This is a genomic window from Mobilitalea sibirica, from assembly GCF_015999265.1.
Classification (GTDB): domain Bacteria; phylum Bacillota; class Clostridia; order Lachnospirales; family Lachnospiraceae; genus Mobilitalea; species Mobilitalea sibirica.
On the sequence record NZ_JAEAGR010000026.1, the window covers coordinates 1 to 19170 of the forward strand.

Genomic DNA, 19170 nt, shown 5'->3' on the forward strand with positions numbered 1-19170 from the left:
CATCTAAGGAAGGGATATTAAGAAATGAGGTTAAGTTTTCTTTTGATGTATATATGGATATAGGCAAAGACAAAGATCCGGAAAATGATAAATATGTTAAAGCCGGTACCTGGGTTGTTATTGGAAGAAGCACCCCTAGATTTTATCTTCCTATGTGGGTGGAAGAAGGGATTTACGCTGCAGACTTTAGAACGGTGGCTGTTAATGGTGAACCATATATAAACAGTACAGAAGAATATGCCAATACAGATCTAAATAAATACGTGGCCACAGATGTAAAATATTTTGAAGTGTCCGGACGTTTATACGGTCTTACGATTTATGATATAACAGATTATCCAATATGGAAGGAGGCTTTTCGGGTACCAAACTCTTTGGATTTAAAAAAGAACTTCCCTAACAAATATTTAGATGGTACCGGAACAACATCCTATAATAAGAACTATTCTTATACCTATACCGTTGGTACCAATGATCAATATGGAAACGATACCGGCCGGAACATTAAATATACGTTTCCGTTGGTAAATGGTAGCCATCCATATTATAAAAACATGGGGATTTTAAAAACAGGATATATGCTACGGTATTCCATGGAGACAACCGGCAGCATGTATAATGACGGATGCTATGTTGCAATTAAACCAAGCTTTTATTACGTTGATAAGGATGGTAAAAATCGAACGGAAGTAGATTTATATTATAAAGAGGAAATCGACGGAAAAAGCCGGCACCTGGTTAAAATGAATAGCGCATTAGATAAGATTAATATGAAATATCAGCAGACCGGAAGTCCATACTTAGGCATTCCAGAAAATGAAATGAAGCTAACTGCAGCACTTAGAAATACTTCCTACGGAAGATATCTAGCTCAAAGATCTCCTATGTATACTTTTAAAGATATTCGCTTAAATGCACCTTTTAGGACATATGCAAATGAAAGTTATGCAGCAGAGATAAAGGCCCTAAAATCCTTTGATGCTGTTATTGCATCGAAAAAGGTAACAGAAAACGATATTAAAGAAAGAAAACAGCGTTGGTATGGAGAATATTATCTCCCTAATGAAGTTCATGCAGTTGCAAAAGGCTTTGATGTTATGGATTATGCAGATAAGTATGGTGTAGATTATTCAGAAGATTTTTGGCTAGATGAAGGGTACTTAATAATTAATTTTAATATCTATACGGTAAATGAAAAGGGAGAGAAAAGACTAAGTTATACCAATGCAATAAACTATAGAGATAAAGGACATTGTAGTATGTGGGTATTAGAAGGGCCTGCAATGCAAAAGACAAGCTATAAAGGGCCTACATTTAATATGTTTGCCGGTGACTTCTATATTTATTACGCAAATAAGCGTATGAGCCAAGATTACACACCAGGAGCGATCTATTAAACAAACTAAAACAGTATTTATAGGCTGCAGAGCTGCAGCCTACATGGAAGGGAATATGAGAGATGGGAAAAATAATTACTATAAATAGTCAAAAAGGTGGTAGTGGAAAAACCACGACCGCTCAAAACCTTGCAGCCAGTCTATCAATAAAGGGAAACAAATGTCTCTTGGTGGATCTGGATCCACAAGCGAATCTCACACTAGCCAGTTTGGAATATCTAGATACGGATTACACTATATATGAATTATTAAAAGGGAACTGTAGCTTCGATGATGCAGTTCAAGTTAATGAATACTATGATATAATTCCTTCGTACATATCTTTAAGTAAAGCTGATCATGAATTTTCAAGAGCAGGGAAGGAGTTCTTGTTAAGAAACGCTTTGGAGCCGGTTAAAGATAAATATGACTATATAATTATAGATACTCCGGCCAGCTTTGGTATATTATCCATTAACAGCCTTGTAGCAAGCGATTATGTGGTCATTCCCATGGAGCAAAGTTTTTATGCCTTGCAGGGACTGGATCATCTTTTTGATACGATAAAAGATATCCAGGAACGTTTAAATAAAAAATTAAAAATAATGGGTATACTTCTTGTAAAGTACACCGAAAAACCCGCAATAAACCGTTTGCTTAAGGAACTAATGGATCGCTTCATTAAGAGAAACCGGATCCGGTTATTCGAAACTTTTATCCGGGAGAGCTCATATATTAATAAAGCTCAAATTTTGCAAACTAATGTAGTGGAATATTCTCCTCAATGTAAGGCAAGCAAAGACTATATGAAGCTCGCGCATGAAGTGGAAGGAGAAAATATACCTGATTTCAAACCGGCAATGGGATGTTATTGATTATCATTTCAGCATTATGCTATAATATAAAAAAGAAGTATGGCTAATTGCCATACTTCTTATGAGGTTTTTTCTTTTGGTCAAAGCCGGTGCTCGCAACATCGGCTTTTTCTTTTCTTTTGTCCATGTCAGCTTCTATTTCTAGCATATTTGGTACGCTGATCTTTAGCTTATTAATTGCTTGCCCTTTGGAAATAGCAATTAAAACAATAATAGTAAAGAACAACACAATCAAGAAAAAAAGCACTGCAAATTCTCTCAATATCACTTCCTCCCTTCCACGTTTTTAAGTTCATCCCCTTATATAATAGATTAAGATATAATATATATCATCTCCTATCCCCCAGGATGTTGTAAAGATAAATTTTTTTTATAACAAAAACAAATCTTTTTTCCAGTAGTGTCAATTACATTCCTTTATATTATGGCCGATATATTTTTAATTAAGAATATATCGATACTACATAATATCATCATATCAAATAAAAAATTTTATTTCTCCCCGCAATTTAAAGTTTATTCGCAATCTATTGAATGCACCATCCTATAACCGTCATATCATATTTGCATATCCTAATAGTTATAAGTTTAACTTAAATAAGTGTGACATGTGTGACATTTATAATATACTCCTAGTTAAGCGAACAAATCGAACAACTTTTATAATTGTTTATACCATACATGAATGTCCCTTGTGTTACCCTGTTTTATAGCATAATACATTAATAACGGAAATATCTGATTGTCAACTTTATTATACTTTATTAAATATGGACAAATCGGACAAACTTTAAAATATTGGCCTCTTAATGCTATGTTTTCATATTAGCTAATTTTAATTAACATGTATTATACCTTAAATACCTGGGACATATGGGACATCTTTGTACTTTAATTATAATTAAAAAAAGTGTATCATTCTATGTCGTCTTTCTCTCCATGCAGGCAATCTGAGATTAAAAAAGCCTATAATTATTTGTTCATAATAATTATAGGTATAAATGAAAAGTTCGTAAGGGGTAACGGAGTAGATTATGTTTTTTTATTGTCTTTCATCAGATAAAATAAAAAAACCAACCATTGAAATACCAATGGTTGGTCAATGTAATCAAGTAAATATAGATAAAAAAACAACTAATAAAAAAATCATACAAGCACTTATAATAATTTTATTTTTTATAATACGCTTAAAAAATCCTTTTACAAAATACCGATCACAATTGTCAAGTTTATTTAGTTCTTGAATAAATAAATCGGATAATTGATCTGTTTTTCCAGACTCTATAGCATTATAAGATTTTCCATCAATTAACAACTCATATATATTAACCATTATAACATGTAATTCGTATTTAAACTTCCAAGGCTCAAAACGTTCAAAATTAATATTAGCATCACTAAAATACTTATTTGCAACATCTTTGACTTCAAAATTTTTCGAAACATCCTTCGTTAAGTTAAGAGCTATTAACCCCCATAATGGATATGTCATATCTTTTGCTTTTTCAATTTCTTTTTGAAAGTCATTAAAAATATAAAATACAACCGTTACAATAATACTAGCAAATATACCACTTCCTATACCTACCGCTAAGTTATCAATAATTTGTTTGAAATCCATAATAATCCCCCTTTTCATAATATTATAGCTGGCAATATTTAATTGTCAATGACAGAACAGACAACAAAGTGTCATAACTTAAAAGTTTTGATACATAAAATAAAAATACGATTAATCAAGAGGTTGAGGGGTGTCATAACATAGAATAATAAGTGGAGGTAGAAAATTGATATATGGATATGCAAGAGTAAGCACCAAAGGACAAGCCCGGGATGGAAATAGCTTAGAGGTACAAGAAAACACATTAAAACAATATGGAGCACAAAAAATATATTTTGATGCTTTTACAGGTAAGAAATCAGATCGGCCTCAGCTTACTTTATTATTAGAATTATTACATGAGGGAGATACCCTCATGTGTACAAAATTAGATCGGATTGCCAGGAGCTTGACGTCAGGAAGCACATTGATTAATTCCCTTATCGAAAAAGGGGTTAAAGTACATATATTAAACATCGGGGTCATGGATAACACCCCAAGCAGCAAATTAATTCGTAATATCTTTTTTGCGTTTGCAGAGTTTGAAAGAGATATGATCGTAGAAAGAACATTAGAAGGAAAAGAAATTGCAAAGCAAAAGAAAGATTACCGGGAAGGTAGACCGAAACAGTATGGAAAAAAACAACTCGGTCACGCCCTAGAACTACTTGGATCCATGAGCTATAGACAGGTGAACGAGATTACTGGCATAAGTAAAAGCACACTTATAAGATATAAAAAATCTTTGGAAAAGACTTGATGAATTACGGTGCGGAAAAGCAGATGTTTGAAAAATTTTCAGTAAAACGTATTGAAAAATTTTCAAAAAGCTTTTCCTGGCACCTTTTTAATATGTGGTAATATAAGTATATAAAATAAATAAAAGGAGAGAAAAATATGATTTTAAATGAATTTTTAAAAATAAACACAAACAGAGATATTGAAATGATGACAGGATGTGGATATATATTTTTAAAATCGGACATGATAAATAAATTAATTAATGGAGAGTTAAAAGTATTGATAGCTAATGCAGGATGTTATGGTTTTAATATGAATATCGAATATGATGATATTAAAAATGAAGAAATTACAAGAATAAAGTTAATAGAGGAAAAGTATTATTTATTGGTATAATATTTTAAAATAAAGGTATAGGAAGATATGTTTTAATAATAAATTTACCGGAATCCTGAATGGGGTGCGAGGAACAGTGCAAAGATTTTTATTTAAGAATATTTTGTGTGATACCCTGAATAGATGAAGAAATACTTTTATAAAGGGTTATTTACCGTATATCCTTCATACTTAAAAAAAACACACAAAATAAAATGTCAAGGGAGAAGAGAGGGATAAATAGGGGGTAGCCCGTAGGGGACTACTTTTATGCTCGCCCCTTTACATATGAAGTCAGCAAGAGGAAATGCATTAAATATAAAGTATGGCATAGTATATACAAAGAGCTAAAGATTTATATTATACCATATTAAAAAAAATTAATCAATACTATTAATTTTTTTACTTACTAGTATAATATAATTAGGACTAGGAATAATAAAATTGTTATATTAGGGTTATCCCTATATAAATAAAGTTGGGGAGATTGGTGGTTATCCCGGCTAAATAAAAACCATAGAAAGTTGGGGTGCTTGGCGGTAAACCCGGCTAAATAAAAACCGTAGAAAGTAAAAGTAACGAGGGAATATCGGAAGATATTCCCTCTGTTTTTAGGGAGAGCTTACTAATGAGTAACTTTGTTTTTATCAAAGAAGAGTATTTTAAAATGAATAGTAGTTTTATTGAAATGCTTGATCCGTTCGATTATGTGAAACAATCACAAAGACAATATTTATTTATTAAAGTTCAGTATCAAAACAATAATATATTAGTTCCCTTAAGAAAAAATCTTCCATACATAGATGCTAAATTGTTTTTCCCAGTACCTAGTCAATCAAAACCAAGAGCAGGATTAGATTATAGAAAAATGCTAATTGTGAACAATCTACAACACATTGAAACCCCTCAAACACAGAGGCTTACTAATTCTCAAACGAATATTATAATAAATAATTACAATACAATAGAAACGGCAGTACTAAATTACATTCAAGGATATATCAAAGCAGCTTATAAAGGTAGAGAACGTATCGATAATAAATATAAGTATTCGACTTTACATAACTTTCATGCGGAGCTAGGAATACATAAAGAGAATGAAGTGGCGATTACTAAGGCAGTATAACTAAACCATTGCTAACCTAATGTAAAACGGTATTGCTATTCATCAATATATATAATACAATTATATATAAGGAAAGCTTTCATAAAGAAGATTTATAAGGTGTGAAAGCCCCACAAAGAAGAAACAGGCTGAATAGTCTGTTTTCTTTATTTTGTTGGAGGTAGAAAAAAGTGAACAATGAAGAATTAATTTTAAAAATGTTGGAAGAAATGAATACAAAGATTGATAAACTAGATTTAAAAACAAATAATCTTGATAACAACTTAAAGGAAGTAAAAAGGGAAATTGAGAAAACACAGAAATCAAATGCCCTTATTATTGAGGAGCTATGTTATATCAGTTAAAAATAATAAATAAGAGATAAATAATCACACTACCATTGCAGGCAGGTGATTATTTTTTAAAAAAACTTGTATTATATAAGAGATAGTTATATAATACATATATGGAATATAAAACCAATAACAATATAGTATATTCATGCAAATATCATGTAGTATGGTGTCCTAAATACCGCAGAAAAGTATTGGTTGGCAAAATCGAAACACGATTAAAGGAGCTGATAAACAAAACGTGTGCTGACATAAATGTGGAAATTATAGAAATGGAAATCATGCCGGATCATGTTCATTTGTTGATGGAAGTAGATCCACAGTTTGGAGTTCATAAAGTTGTAAAAACAATTAAAGGACGTACTTCACGCATTTTGCGTGATGAGTTTAAAGAACTAACAACAAAATTGCCTACATTATGGACAAATTCCTATTTTGTAGCTACTGTTGGCGGTGTAACATTGAAAATAGTTAAACACTATATTGAAAACCAAAAGACTTCTGAAAGGAAAAAGTATGGAAATCACAAAAGGAATGGTATTCAGAATATATCCAACCAAAGCACAGGAAGAAAAAATAAATAAAACACTGGGCTGTTGCAGATATGTATACAACCATTTTCTATCTGTGCGTACAAATATCTATAAAGAAACAGGAAAGGGCATATCTTACTATAAAACCAGTGCAATGCTTACAGACCTAAAGAAAGAATTAGGGTGGTTAAAGGAAGCTGATAGCATGGCTTTACAAGAAGCTCTGCGAAATCTTGATAGAAGCTTTCAGAATTTTTTCGAAAAAAGAGCAAACTATCCTACGTTTCATTCTAAACGCAGCAACAATCAGTCCTATCGAACCAGAAATCAGAATAATGGGATAAGAATTGTCGGAAAATACATAAACATTCCCAAATTAGGTCATATAAAGTTCAAGCAGACTATGTTTATAGAAGGTTCAATTTTAAATGCTACCCTAAGAAGAAAACCGAGTGGAAAATATTTTATTTCTCTTTGTGTAAAACAAGAAATTAAGCCATTAATTAATAATGGTGGAAAGATAGGAATTGATGTTGGTATAAAAAGTTTCTATTCCGACAGCAATGGAAATGTTATTGAAAATCCAAAATATCTGAATAAAACGTTAAAGAAAGTGAAAAGAGAACAAAAAAGACTATCAAGAAAGCAAAAAGGTAGTAAGAATAGAGATAAACAAAGGCTGTGCCTTGCAAGAGCACATGAAAAGATAAGCAATCAAAGAAATGATTTTTTACAAAAGCAATCAACGATATTAGTACGTGAAAACCAAACAATCTGTATCGAAAACTTGCGGATAAGAAATATGTTAAAAAATCATAAACTAGCCAGGTCAATTTCTGATGTAGCTTGGGGAAATTTTTATAAGATGCTAGAATACAAATCTGTCTGGTATGGTACTGAAATCAGACGAATTCCAACCTTCTATCCATCTAGTCAAACATGTAGTAACTGTGGCTATTTAAATAAAGATGTTAAAAATCTTACAGTGAGAAAATGGATATGTCCTTGTTGTAGTAAAGAGCATGACAGAGATAATAACGCAAGTATAAATATTCTAATTAAAGGATTACAGCAGAGCGCATAATAATAAAAATACCGTAGGGCATACGGGAATTTACGCTTGTGGAGAAAATATAAGACTAAAATCTCTTTTGAGAAAACGCAGTTTTCGATGAAACAAGAATCCCCTTGATTTATCTATGGGGAGTGTCAAAGGGTGTGATAACCCACAAAGAAGCAGCTTGAACTATTAATATTAAAAATAGCGAAGATTTGGTCATAGAGCGTGACCAAGTAAAACAAAAAAATGCTCGCTGAGAAGATTTGGTCATAGAGCGTGACTAAGTAAAACAAAAAGAAAGCTCATTGAGAAGATAGTCCCTAGAAATAGGGGCTTTTTTATACCTTAAAACCAGTCTCAACATATAGGGTACACCCTAGTAAATCAAGGGTTTCCGCTACTATACCTTGAGAAACTTTCTGAGATTCTAATTGACAATTACTAAAAAAAGGTATAAGATAAATTAAATAGCAAACAGACAATAAAATATAAAAATAGACAAGAAAATAGCTCCCTTTGTAGAGAGAGCATTTTCGAAAGGTCTACAGTTTCTTCAAATCCTTTACCAGAGGAAGTGAAGCGACTAGAGGTACGACACATACCAAGTAGCCAGAAAACTGTTATATTATATTTGATAGCCCCGATTGGGCTTAATATATTATAATAATAACACCGTTTTTTGTATCGGTCAAGATAAAATTTGATTGAAAACAGCTAGCCAGGTATTTAGTACCTGGCTATTTTTTATTGTTTTTGGCTTACATATCAACGTTGCAGAAGTACCCTGATTTCCAATTTTTGAAAACAGGCTTACGGTACTTATATTAAATTTATGCTTTTTTACTAGAAAAGATAAAATCTCATATGGAGAGTGGGTACATGACACGGTAGAGAGCCACTTTAAAAAGTCTTATGTGCGAGATTGCCGGCACAGATCCGTATTGTAAAAAATAAGGCAAAACAACGTGAGAACGACGGTAATGGTTTGGTGGTTATCTGATGTGGGTATACTGGAAGTCTTAGGGCAGATATTAAGACGAAACATACTAGTATAACGAAGCGAGAACTCAGCGTCCGAGTGACTTGATTTTTGCTTACCCCCTGAATAAGGGGGTAACTCTGCTCAAATCTAGCGGAAGCCGTTGACTTGCTATTATAAATAAATTACATGCTTTATAAATTAAAAGTTATATAAAAATAGAGAAAATGAATTGACTATAGTAAATATAACAAGTACAATAAGTATAAGAGGTTTACACAATATGTACAAGAAGTTCAAGGGGATTTAGTATGAAAAGAGTCAGTATTCATTGGAAGTGATGATTTTGAAGAAGATTATTCCGGAGTGTACAGCTTATTTGTTCTGGGTGTGGTCATGTTACATTGGCTGTAGTTACACCAAAATATCAGAGTGATTTAAGCGTTGTAAATGAGAAAAGAGATTTTTATTCGCAAATGACTATGGAGGTTTAATCATGGAAGTAATAGTAATTGCAAACCAAAAAGGCGGTATAGGAAAGACAACAACAGCGACAGCTCTATCAAGCATACTTACAAAACTGGGATATAATACTCTTTTGATTGATGCAGATATGCAAGGAAATAGCACAGATACATATCGAGGAGAAATTGAAGGAGCTGCAACTCTTTATGATGTCTTATTAGAGACAGGTAAGAACAGAGTATTAATGAAAGATGCAGTACAAAAAACGGAAGTGGGGCAACTCATAGCTGCGGATCCGTTACTAAGAAAATCCGATGAGGTATTAAATGGTGATGTAAATGGCCTTTATCGGCTTCAGGATGCGCTTACAGAATTAAAAGGATACGATTATATTGTAATTGATACAGCACCTAGTATGAATACCCTACTGTATAACTGCTTGATTGCTGCCACTAAAGTAATAATACCGGTTACTGCTGATCGATACGGATTACAGGGATTATCACAATTAAGCCAGACGATACAAGCAATTAAGAAAAGACAAAATCCAAACTTGTATATAGCCGGTTTACTTTTAGTGAAATTCAATCCAAGAACTAACCTTTCACAAGAAGTCAGGGAGTCACTTGAAACCATAGCAGAACAAATGAACACCAAATTATTTAAAACATTTATAAGGGAAAGCGTAAAAGCAAGAGAAGCCCAGGCTTTAAGAAATGCATTAATTGACTATGCACCAAATTCTACAACTTCCCTCGATTATATAGAGTTTACGAATGAATTACTAAAAGGAGATAGATATGGCATTGAATAAATCTAGTAAATTTGGGGCAACTGATAACCTTGATTTTAATATAAATACACAAGAAGTACAACATGTACAAGTAGAGCGAAAAGAGATAGGAACAACACAGGGTAGAAAGGGCCAAAAGTTAAAACGAATAAATATGGCTTTTTCAGATATAAATCATGAATATATTACAATAGAGAGCCGAAGAAGAGGAATAAGTAGTACAGCTTTTGTTAATCAGATTATTGATGATTACAGAAAAAGATCATAAGTAAAAGCAGGGGTGACATCGTGTCACCCCCTTCGGGAATGAATCTATATAGCAGATTTCTGCTAGTAACAAAAATTGAGTTCAAAGGGGGAATTATGAAAAGTTATTTAATTAAGGATACAACAAAGGAAGAACGTAAAAAGCTTGTTGAAGATGCATTAACAATATCTCAAATAGATGCCGGCTACCCGACAGAAGAAACAATAAAATTATTTGACATGTATATCAACGGTGAATTAGAGATCGATGAAATTAACAAAATGATCATTGAGAGTATTTCAAAATGAATAAAAGCCATAAGAGGGGGTGACATTGTGTCACCCCCTCTCTCTCTTCTTTTTTTCTCGGCTATAGTTCCGTTTCGTTAATTCCCTACGGAGCCATTTATCTCCTCCAACGCAAATTATCAAGGCCGGGTAGTATTTTCTCCCGGTGGTCGAAAATCTCCACACCTTCCCCTTGACAATTTTCTTATGTCGGTGAAATTGTCTCCTAAGGGATTAAGCTCTACTCTGATATTGGCATATCGAAGCTTTTCACATATCCCCCATTGACAGAATATCCCTCCGTGATATACTATAAAAGGGGGATATGGCAAGCTCCCTAAAGTGATAGCCATTCGCTCCGCTCATGCCTACACTTTAGGGCTTGTGAGGGTGGCAAAGCCCCCCTTCAATCCCCCCTAGTCGGACACATTTCTTCTCGCAGATCCGCAGCAGCAAGCTGCAGCCGGATTGCTCCAGAAATGCATCCGAATAACTTCATTCATTCGCTGATCACTTCGTGATAGCTCATTTATGAAGTTATATCTTCGCTTGCTGCCATTCATATAACGAATGTCCTCAAGCTCATAGAAACATATCATGGACACATTTGAAAGTAAATGAAAGAGGTGAAATCAGATGAATAGGAGCAGACCAAAACAGATTGTCATACGGGCCTCTGAAAGTGAGTATAACCGTATTAAGAAAAAAGTTGAACGTTCAACTTTAACGCAGAATGAATATCTTCTTAAGTGCTCTTTAGGAAAAGAAATCATAGTCGTTGAGGGAATACATGAATTAGCAATTGAACTTAAAAGAATAGGAAATAATCTCAATCAGCTTACGAAAGCGGTTCATCAGGGAAAAGCGAATTGTTCGAAAGAGCTTGATGATATTAGCAAGGAGATGAAAGAAGTATGGCAATTATTAAGGCGGTCAATTCAAAAGCAAGCATAGGAAATGCAATCAACTATGTGACTAAAAAAGAAAAGACAGAAGAAAGATTAATTAGCGGTGTGGGCTGTAATCCGTTTAGTGCCATTGAAGAAATGAAAGCCACAAAAAATTTGTGGCATAAAATCGAAGGTAGGCAATATAAACACTTCATACAATCATTTTCTCCGGAAGAAAAGATATCACCAGAGCAAGCCCATCAAATTGCCTATGAACTAGTTAAGGACAAGTTTAAAGGACATGAAATATTAATCGCAACCCACAAAGATAAGAGCCATATTCACTCACACATTATTGTTAACTCGGTTAACTATGAAAATGGACGTAAGCTTCAATGGAGAAAAAAAGATTTAGAAAAAATGAAAAATTATTCCGATGAGTTGTGCCGGCAAAACAATTTAACAGTATGCAAAAAAGGAAAAGAAATAAGCTCCTACAATATGGACAAGTACAAGACCTTAGAAAAAGCTATATCAGGCAAGTGTAAAAGCTACGTTGTAGAAACTGCCCTGGCAGTAAACCAAGCAAAAGAAAAGGCAATGAGTAGAACAGAATTCATAGAACTTATGAAAGAAAAAGGTTATGAGGTAAAGTGGGATGATAAGCGAAAACACATTACCTTTAAGGATAAAGAAGGAAACAAAGTACGAAACAGCAACCTAACAAAAACCTTTAAAGAGGACTATGGAAAGGAGAGCTTAGAAAATGAATTTAGGACAAATGAACAACAGAGAAAAGATAGAGGAGCTAAAAGAGGAAAAGAAAGCGAAGATAAATTCCGAACTGATCGAACTGGAAAACGTGGAATTGAAGCAAGCTCTAGAGAACTTCACAAAAGATATGATAATATTCAAGGAATCAGTAAAAGATACAACGAACATGAATACGATGATAATCAACGAGAAGATAGAGAAACTAACCAACATCAACGAGACACTAAAGAACGAGCTAGAGAAAGAGGTTGGGAAAGTGAACGATAGTATGCGGACATTCTTGGTTAACAATCTTAATGAAATCGGTAAAATGACACAAGAATATGTTGTAGAGCTGGAGAAACTTAAGATTGAGGCAAGAAATCGTTTTGCGAGCTATTATGGGCGAAAAAAAATATTCGATATATTATTTATAATAAACCTTATTATAACTCCATTTTTATTTGGTTTATTAGCATATATTACATTTTTGAAATAAGGGGGAAGTATGTTTTTCTTAAATGATAGCGTAGCAAAATTAATTAGCAAGAATGTTAAAGGGAGAATAGGGATATATATTCACAACTATATCATGGCAGGCATTTATTTTTTGATTGGTATAGGCTTAAATAAGATATTAATGATGCTTATGGGAATTTCGAAATCAGAATTTAAAAAATATATATCAATGCCGACTAGCGAGTTTAAAACATTGTTAAAAGAGCCATATTTTATAGTTTTAATTGCGATGATATTAATTTTTTTTATATTACTCATTGGTGGTGAGCATAGAGCAAAGAAATATTTTAATATGGCAAAAGCAAGCAAGAATCAGAACTTTGGAAAAGCTAGATTTTCAGATATTAGTGAGATATTAAAAACAGGATTAACCGGTGATGGAATTATATTTGGAAAAATAAATAAAAAAATAATATCTAAACCTCCAACTGTAGAAGGTCATGTACTTATCACTGGGGGAACAGGAACAGGAAAGAGTCGAGGGGTAGTTATTCCAACTTTGTTAAGATGGCAAGGTGCTGCTTTGGTAATGGATATTAAAGGGGAGTTATCCAAAAAAACGAGTGACCGAAGAAAAGTATTTGGAAAAGTATATGTATTTAATCCGGAAGGGGAAGGAGATTGCTATGATCCTATTGTTCAATGCAAAACAATAGATCAGGCCCAAGACCTTGCAAGAACATTAATACCTATTCCAGAAAAGGGAGAACCTTTTTGGGCACAATCAGCACAAGCTATTTTATCTGCGTTTGTATATGAAGGAGCATATACAAATAAAACTCTTCCAGAAATAGCAGAGACATTATGTACTACGCCTATTACAGAATTGGTGGAACATTGCAGAAACAGTGATATTCGAGAAGTGAGAATTTTGGCAAGTATTACGTATGATTTACCTGAGAAAACATTGGGCGGTATCATGGGTGAGCTTAAATCAAAACTAATCACCATTGCAACAGATCAAAATATACATAAAGCAACTAGAAAATCAGATTGGTCTCCGGAAACTTTAGAAGAGGGAGCTACGGTATATTTAAGGGTATCAGAACATTTGATAGAGCAGTACAAAGGGCTTTTAACAGTTATAATTAGTCAAGTGCTTAAACATCTTAGCAAAAGGGAAGAGAGGAAAGAACCGCCTATCTTAATAGCTATTGATGAGACACCAAGACTATCAAAGATTGATGGATTAACAAATGCTTTAGCAACGCTGCGTAGTCGAAACGTTCATATCATGTGCGTTATTCAATCCATGGCACAGCTGGATAAAATCTATGGAAAAGATGAGAGAAAAGTCATAGCCGATAACTGCAGGTTTAAATTTATTCTTTCTGCAACAGATCCGGAGACACAGAAATATTTTTCTGATCTTGCCGGTCAAAAAACTGTAATGGCAAAAGGTGAATCATTTTCAACTAGTGCCTGGGGAAGCAGTAAGTCAGAACAAGGAACTCCTCTGATCCGGCCAGAGGAATGGGCTAATCTTGAACAACCTATTTTGTTAGCACCTAGGCTGCAGCCGGTTAAACTAGATCTTGCTTTTTGGGATATAGAAAAATTTTAATGATATTGTTGCGACGTCGCAACAAATTAATAAAAAATATATGGTTGTGAACCAGTTTTGTGATACAATATAGTCAATGGAGGTATAGGACCATGAACAATGAAGAATTAATTTTAAAAATGCTATCAGAAATGAATACAAAGATTGATAAACTAGATTTAAAAGCAAATAATCTTGAAAATAACTTAAAGGAAGTAAAAAGAGAAATAAAGAAGATGCAGAAAACAGATGACCTTATTCTCGATGAAGTGGAAAGAGTACACGAAATATTTGAAAAAAAATACAATGAACTAATAACACATTAAAAGCAGATAGGTGCACTACGGTGTGTTTTTGCTACTAATTTAAACAGTATATATATCTTTGAATTTAAGGAGGGGGTGACATGAAGTCACCCCCTCCTTTTTTGGAGTTGCTTTTATAATACTTCAAAATTCACGAGAAGGGGTGACATGAAGTCACCCCCTTTGTCTTAGCTATGGATCAAAACTGCCAGATTTATTGCGTAGAAGAAACGTATTCCTTAAGAATGGTTATCACCAAGTTGTTGAAACTTCTGTTTTGTTCCTTTGCAATCCCCTCTAATTTAGCCTTCAATTCCTTTGGAATTGTAATATTTGTACGTGTATTGGTTGGTGCTATTTCTCCCATGAAAAATTCATCCTTTTTTATTTTTAGAATATCATATTTTATAATATGTGTCAAGTTGGTACAAGGTTGTTGACAAGTTGGTATATATAGGGTATAATATAATTGTAAATATATAGTATCGATTTAAATTGAGAAATGGAGGATAAAACCAATGAGAAACAAAAAAATGATAAGCGTTAAATCGATTATTACGGTAATATTACTAATCGTTGCAATTGTTTTTGTTATGTTACCTGCAGAAGCATCTGCAGCAAGCAAGTACATTAAGACCGATGATTTTATTAACGCTATAGTTGATGAATTGAAATTGCCGGTTGAAAAGAATACCAATGAATCATACATATCAACTGCAGCTGCAGCCGGATTAATTAAAGATGGTGAAATTAAGTCATATTCTGATTATTTAACCAGGACAGACGCAGCTCTCCTTTTAAACAGGGCTGATGAATACCTCTATGGTGATACTTTGGATCCTGACTTAATTAATTTAGCTCTAGAAAAGCGTATATCTGATATTAAGAGCATTCAAGCATCAAAACGTACCGATGTAGTTAAATGCTATCTGAAAGGCTTCATAAAAGGATATAGCAATGGAGATTATGCTACAGATAGAGAGTTTCGGGGAGATAAAAAGATAACCAGATCCGGAGCTCTGGGGTGTATTAAATTAATTAGAAATAAATCCTTGCGAGCATCTATCAGCCCAGACGGCCAGTTGATCAGGACAACTAATCTTCCTAAAAACTCAGATCTGTTCCCTTATATCTTGGCTAGTTATCCTAATAAATACTATGAGTGGGAGTTAAAATATCAGACAATATCAAGATTAAACCCGGATAAGAAGATGAAAAGTTTATTTGATTATGCTGCTCCGGTAGATATTGATAATATAAAAGATGATAGCTATAGTGATTTCGGATTCCTAAGAAAAGAAAGAATTAATGAGTGGGTTGAAAATGCTAGAAAACATTTAGAATTGGTTTTTAATGTAGATTACAGGACGATAGATGATAAATGGATCGAGGACGTTCTAAAAACAAATTATCAGTATGGAACTGACTATGAATGGTTTCCTAGAAAAAAGATTGATAATTATATAAAAAAGATGATGCCAAATAAAACAATAGTGGAATATAAAAAAATAGCGATTGATGGCTCAACGCTATATTATTATAATCATTCATTTTATATGCGAGTATATGTAAAATATCGTATTATTTCTTCTGAAGATGTATCTATTCCTGATGGAAATACCCCTCTGTCAAAATGGTCATATGATAAGATATTACTAAATAATGGATATGCAGATATAGGAGGATTTTCATTAGGAGATTGGAAAGAAGGATATTATAATATTCAGCTTGATGATTATAATTCAACAGGAAACATAGGTGTTTTATGTGTAGATTTTGATCCTGGAAGGGAGATTGTTCAATGAATAAAACATATTTAAGAAAAGGAGTTATATCAGCTTTTCTTATTATTGCTCTAATCGTAAACTTTGCATTTGCTGATATTAAAATGTTATTTGTAGATGCGGCTACAAATAATACATGGATAATAGATGATTATTATGATAATGAGTATCTTGAAGTTTTTAATATTGATCAGGAAGAAGGATTAATAGTATTAAGGGGAACCCATAATAAAAAAACCAATGAAAATTATTATAAAACGGACGGATTTATATTAACCACAGAAAAATATAATACATCTGGAAACTTTCCTAGTAGTGCTAAAAACAATCGAATTTATGCAGTTGTAGATCCGGAAAGCGATAATGGTACTACTATTAAAACACTATATACATTAAGATTTAATGATATAGTCGGTATGGCCGGTAAATTAGGTATGACCGGCGAGAGTATCGGAAATGGTACCGTTCCTATTTACCTTCATGTTGTCTATGATATTTATAAAGGGGATAAAAGGGTTGTTAATGATGTAATTGGTGTTCAAGAAATGCTAAAGGCTCCTATCAAATACAGATTAGGTTATACTGAATGGGGCCCAGGTACTCAGACAAAGATACCAAGTTACTATAATATGCGTTTCGATCTAAGCGTTAAAAGTACATATAATATTAAAGTGGTTGCGGTGGATCAACAAAAAAACGTTATTAAAGATAATCTAGATCCTGTTAAAAAAGTAATATACAGAGAAACATATAGTTACCAATTACCAGATCAAGAAAAAACCATATCTGCAGGTGGGACAAGTTATAAATATACCGATAAGTGGCATTATGTTTACACGGATCGTAAAACAGGAAACATTTTAGAAATGCCCTCAAAGACCGGCCCAGTTGCCTACTTAAACGAAGTTCCGGATGCATTGCCCGGATCTACCTTAACTATAAAAATGGAATATGATGTTGTAAAAACAGATCCTTATTGGGTAGAAGTAATTGCAGTCGACAATAAAGGAAACAAGCTACAAGATTTAAAAAGTAAAGTAAAAACTACAGCAGGTACGCAATTTAATTATAGTATTCCGGAAACACAAAAGACACTTAAAGGAACATATAATTATCAAAATAAGTGGTATCTAACATATACACAAAGAGATCCGGAAGCAAAGAAAACGATAAATGGAAATACGGAAAAAATCAATAATTATGTAATGCCGGATGCAAAAAAAGATAGTGTTGCTACATTTCATATGGTTTATGAACCTGGGCCAACACCTACCCCTCTTCCGGTAACACCAACACCTACCCCTTCCATACCAGAGGTAGTGGCTCCTGAGCCGGATTCGGTTTCTTTACCATTTACTAATGTAGTTACAACCGGTGTGATACAAGCAGACAACCGAAGTTCAATGAGGTTTCAAGCAATAAAAGGGGTACCAACAACAGAAAGCTTATACGGCGAAGTGATTGCAAAAAATTATTTGCTCGGTTATAGCTTTGTAAAAAAAGTAGGTATTAAAAATTACGTCATAGAAGTTTCAAAAGATTATATTTTGAATTGGGAAACGGCAACTCCGGAAAGTGCCGGCGGTGGTGAGCCATTAACAGAAACCATAACAGTAAAGCACCATGTAACGGTACCGAGGGCATACGGATATTGGGAAATAGAAAATCTTGAATGCTATAAAATTGATAATGCAGAACTGAGAAATTTTGCTCTCCCGGACGGATCGATTACAATACGTCCAAACTATACATATTACAATCCTCCTTCTGTTACGGTAAGACATTCCGGCCAAGAAGATGATCATATTATTCCCCCACAAGAAAAGGCAGTCGGCATAAATCTTCCTTCTCAAACAATATCAGATCCAAATGATCCTACAAGGAAACCGCCTGTTCCTATGGAAGAGTTTATATCAGAAGCTAATTATACTGCTCTAACACAGACAGGAAAGATAAAAGTAAAAAGTGATTATTTGAACTTTAATGGAAGCACGGTAATAAGTGATCAAGTTGTTGAAACGGAAGCTCCGGATATAAACACCTCCGCAATACCTCAATGTGAAACGTTTACAGATAATAACGTATTATATAAACCTGGTCAAATTATCGAAGCTAAAAAGAAGAATGGAACATACGGATCCAATGGCACAATTACATATTCCAGTATAGCAACGGTTAATCCATCAAAACAGCATTATATCTATTATCCTATTAATGGCATTAATAATGTTGTTATTCATACCCCGGTGGTATGTAAGCCTATTATAGCCTCTGATAATGACCAATATGTTCAGCTATTAAGCCCTAGTGATAACTGCGTACAATTAGTACTAGATCCCGATTCTAATTTATCAGATTTTGAAGTTAATATCTCTAACAATGGCCCTCATAGTAATAAGTTAGGGTATTACACCAGAGACATTTCGAGATCATTAAGGGATCCGGATATATCATATATTGCATCTAAGGAAGGGATATTAAGAAATGAGGTTAAGTTTTCTTTTGATGTATATATGGATATAGGCAAAGACAAAGATCCGGAAAATGATAAATATGTTAAAGCCGGTACCTGGGTTGTTATTGGAAG

At 33.4% G+C, this 19170-nt stretch carries 22 protein-coding genes; 18 read left to right on the plus strand and 4 right to left on the minus strand.

Annotation, left to right across the window (positions count from 1 at the left end; translation table 11 throughout):
- Positions 1-1397: hypothetical protein (locus I5677_RS16650; RefSeq protein ID WP_330617953.1), on the plus strand; the 1397-nt coding region annotated here is incomplete at its 5' end.
- A gap of 62 nt (positions 1398-1459) precedes the next feature.
- The gene (locus tag I5677_RS16655; protein ID WP_197662782.1) at positions 1460-2251 is read left to right on the plus strand and encodes a ParA family protein; all 792 of its coding nucleotides are present in this window, start codon (positions 1460-1462) and stop codon (positions 2249-2251) included.
- Positions 2252-2294: 43 nt separating this feature from the next.
- Here the strand turns inward: I5677_RS16655 and I5677_RS16660 are convergent, their stop codons facing one another.
- The gene (locus I5677_RS16660) at positions 2295-2513 is read right to left on the minus strand and encodes a hypothetical protein (RefSeq protein ID WP_197662783.1); all 219 of its coding nucleotides are present in this window, start codon (positions 2511-2513) and stop codon (positions 2295-2297) included.
- An 846-nt stretch (positions 2514-3359) separates the two neighbouring features.
- Positions 3360-3872, minus strand: coding sequence for a hypothetical protein (locus I5677_RS16665; protein ID WP_197662784.1), 513 nt, complete (start codon positions 3870-3872; stop codon positions 3360-3362).
- 166 nt (positions 3873-4038) lie between these two features.
- On the opposite strand from I5677_RS16665, the gene I5677_RS16670 reads away from it, so the two are divergent.
- The 9 genes from I5677_RS16670 (at position 4039) to I5677_RS16710 (ending at position 10810) form a co-directional block, all read left to right on the plus strand.
- Positions 4039-4611 (plus strand): recombinase family protein, encoded by a 573-nt coding sequence (locus tag I5677_RS16670; RefSeq protein ID WP_197662785.1) that lies wholly within the window; start codon positions 4039-4041, stop codon positions 4609-4611.
- A gap of 137 nt (positions 4612-4748) precedes the next feature.
- Positions 4749-4988, plus strand: coding sequence for a hypothetical protein (locus tag I5677_RS16675; protein ID WP_197662786.1), 240 nt, complete (start codon positions 4749-4751; stop codon positions 4986-4988).
- Positions 4989-5595: 607 nt separating this feature from the next.
- On the plus strand, positions 5596-6093 hold the full coding sequence (locus I5677_RS16680) for a hypothetical protein (RefSeq protein WP_197662787.1): 498 nt from the start codon (positions 5596-5598) through the stop codon (positions 6091-6093).
- 170 nt (positions 6094-6263) lie between these two features.
- Positions 6264-6437 (plus strand): hypothetical protein, encoded by a 174-nt coding sequence (locus tag I5677_RS16685; RefSeq protein ID WP_197662788.1) that lies wholly within the window; start codon positions 6264-6266, stop codon positions 6435-6437.
- 101 nt (positions 6438-6538) lie between these two features.
- On the plus strand, positions 6539-7009 hold the full coding sequence (gene tnpA / locus I5677_RS16690; protein WP_243456633.1) for an IS200/IS605 family transposase: 471 nt from the start codon (positions 6539-6541) through the stop codon (positions 7007-7009).
- Positions 6942-8042: an IS200/IS605 family element RNA-guided endonuclease TnpB gene (gene tnpB / locus I5677_RS16695; RefSeq protein WP_197662789.1), complete on the plus strand. Its 1101-nt coding sequence runs from the start codon at positions 6942-6944 to the stop codon at positions 8040-8042. The genes tnpA and tnpB overlap by 68 nt, the downstream gene beginning before the upstream one ends.
- Positions 8043-9493: 1451 nt before the next feature.
- On the plus strand, positions 9494-10276 hold the full coding sequence (locus I5677_RS16700) for a ParA family protein (RefSeq protein WP_197662790.1): 783 nt from the start codon (positions 9494-9496) through the stop codon (positions 10274-10276).
- On the plus strand, positions 10263-10523 hold the full coding sequence (locus I5677_RS16705) for a hypothetical protein (protein WP_197662791.1): 261 nt from the start codon (positions 10263-10265) through the stop codon (positions 10521-10523). The genes I5677_RS16700 and I5677_RS16705 overlap by 14 nt, the downstream gene beginning before the upstream one ends.
- A gap of 95 nt (positions 10524-10618) precedes the next feature.
- A complete protein-coding gene (locus I5677_RS16710) occupies positions 10619-10810 on the plus strand; it encodes an antitoxin VbhA family protein (RefSeq protein WP_197662792.1) in 192 nt (63 codons plus the stop codon).
- A gap of 395 nt (positions 10811-11205) precedes the next feature.
- Here the strand turns inward: I5677_RS16710 and I5677_RS16715 are convergent, their stop codons facing one another.
- Complete coding sequence (locus tag I5677_RS16715) at positions 11206-11352, minus strand: hypothetical protein (RefSeq protein WP_197662793.1); 147 nt, start codon at positions 11350-11352, stop codon at positions 11206-11208.
- Positions 11353-11425: 73 nt separating this feature from the next.
- Here I5677_RS16715 and I5677_RS16720 point away from each other — a divergent pair, with 73 nt between their 5' ends.
- The 5 genes from I5677_RS16720 (at position 11426) to I5677_RS16740 (ending at position 14820) form a co-directional block, all read left to right on the plus strand.
- On the plus strand, positions 11426-11743 hold the full coding sequence (locus tag I5677_RS16720; protein WP_197662794.1) for a MobC family plasmid mobilization relaxosome protein: 318 nt from the start codon (positions 11426-11428) through the stop codon (positions 11741-11743).
- Complete coding sequence (locus tag I5677_RS16725) at positions 11704-12720, plus strand: relaxase/mobilization nuclease domain-containing protein (RefSeq protein WP_197662795.1); 1017 nt, start codon at positions 11704-11706, stop codon at positions 12718-12720. Before I5677_RS16720 ends, I5677_RS16725 begins: the two co-directional genes overlap by 40 nt.
- Entirely contained in the window at positions 12710-12931 is a 222-nt protein-coding gene (locus I5677_RS16730) for a hypothetical protein (RefSeq protein WP_197662796.1), read from the plus strand. Before I5677_RS16725 ends, I5677_RS16730 begins: the two co-directional genes overlap by 11 nt.
- Before the next feature lie 9 nt (positions 12932-12940).
- Complete coding sequence (locus I5677_RS16735; RefSeq protein ID WP_197662797.1) at positions 12941-14515, plus strand: type IV secretory system conjugative DNA transfer family protein; 1575 nt, start codon at positions 12941-12943, stop codon at positions 14513-14515.
- A 92-nt stretch (positions 14516-14607) separates the two neighbouring features.
- Entirely contained in the window at positions 14608-14820 is a 213-nt protein-coding gene (locus I5677_RS16740) for a hypothetical protein (RefSeq protein ID WP_197662798.1), read from the plus strand.
- Positions 14821-15013: 193 nt separating this feature from the next.
- On the opposite strand, the gene I5677_RS16745 is transcribed toward I5677_RS16740, so the two are convergent.
- Positions 15014-15166 (minus strand): ribbon-helix-helix domain-containing protein, encoded by a 153-nt coding sequence (locus tag I5677_RS16745; RefSeq protein WP_197662799.1) that lies wholly within the window; start codon positions 15164-15166, stop codon positions 15014-15016.
- 151 nt (positions 15167-15317) lie between these two features.
- Here I5677_RS16745 and I5677_RS16750 point away from each other — a divergent pair, with 151 nt between their 5' ends.
- The gene (locus I5677_RS16750) at positions 15318-16604 is read left to right on the plus strand and encodes a hypothetical protein (RefSeq protein WP_197662800.1); all 1287 of its coding nucleotides are present in this window, start codon (positions 15318-15320) and stop codon (positions 16602-16604) included.
- Positions 16601-19170: DUF5704 domain-containing protein (locus I5677_RS16755; protein WP_243456634.1), on the plus strand; the 2570-nt coding region annotated here is incomplete at its 3' end. The genes I5677_RS16750 and I5677_RS16755, both read left to right, overlap by 4 nt.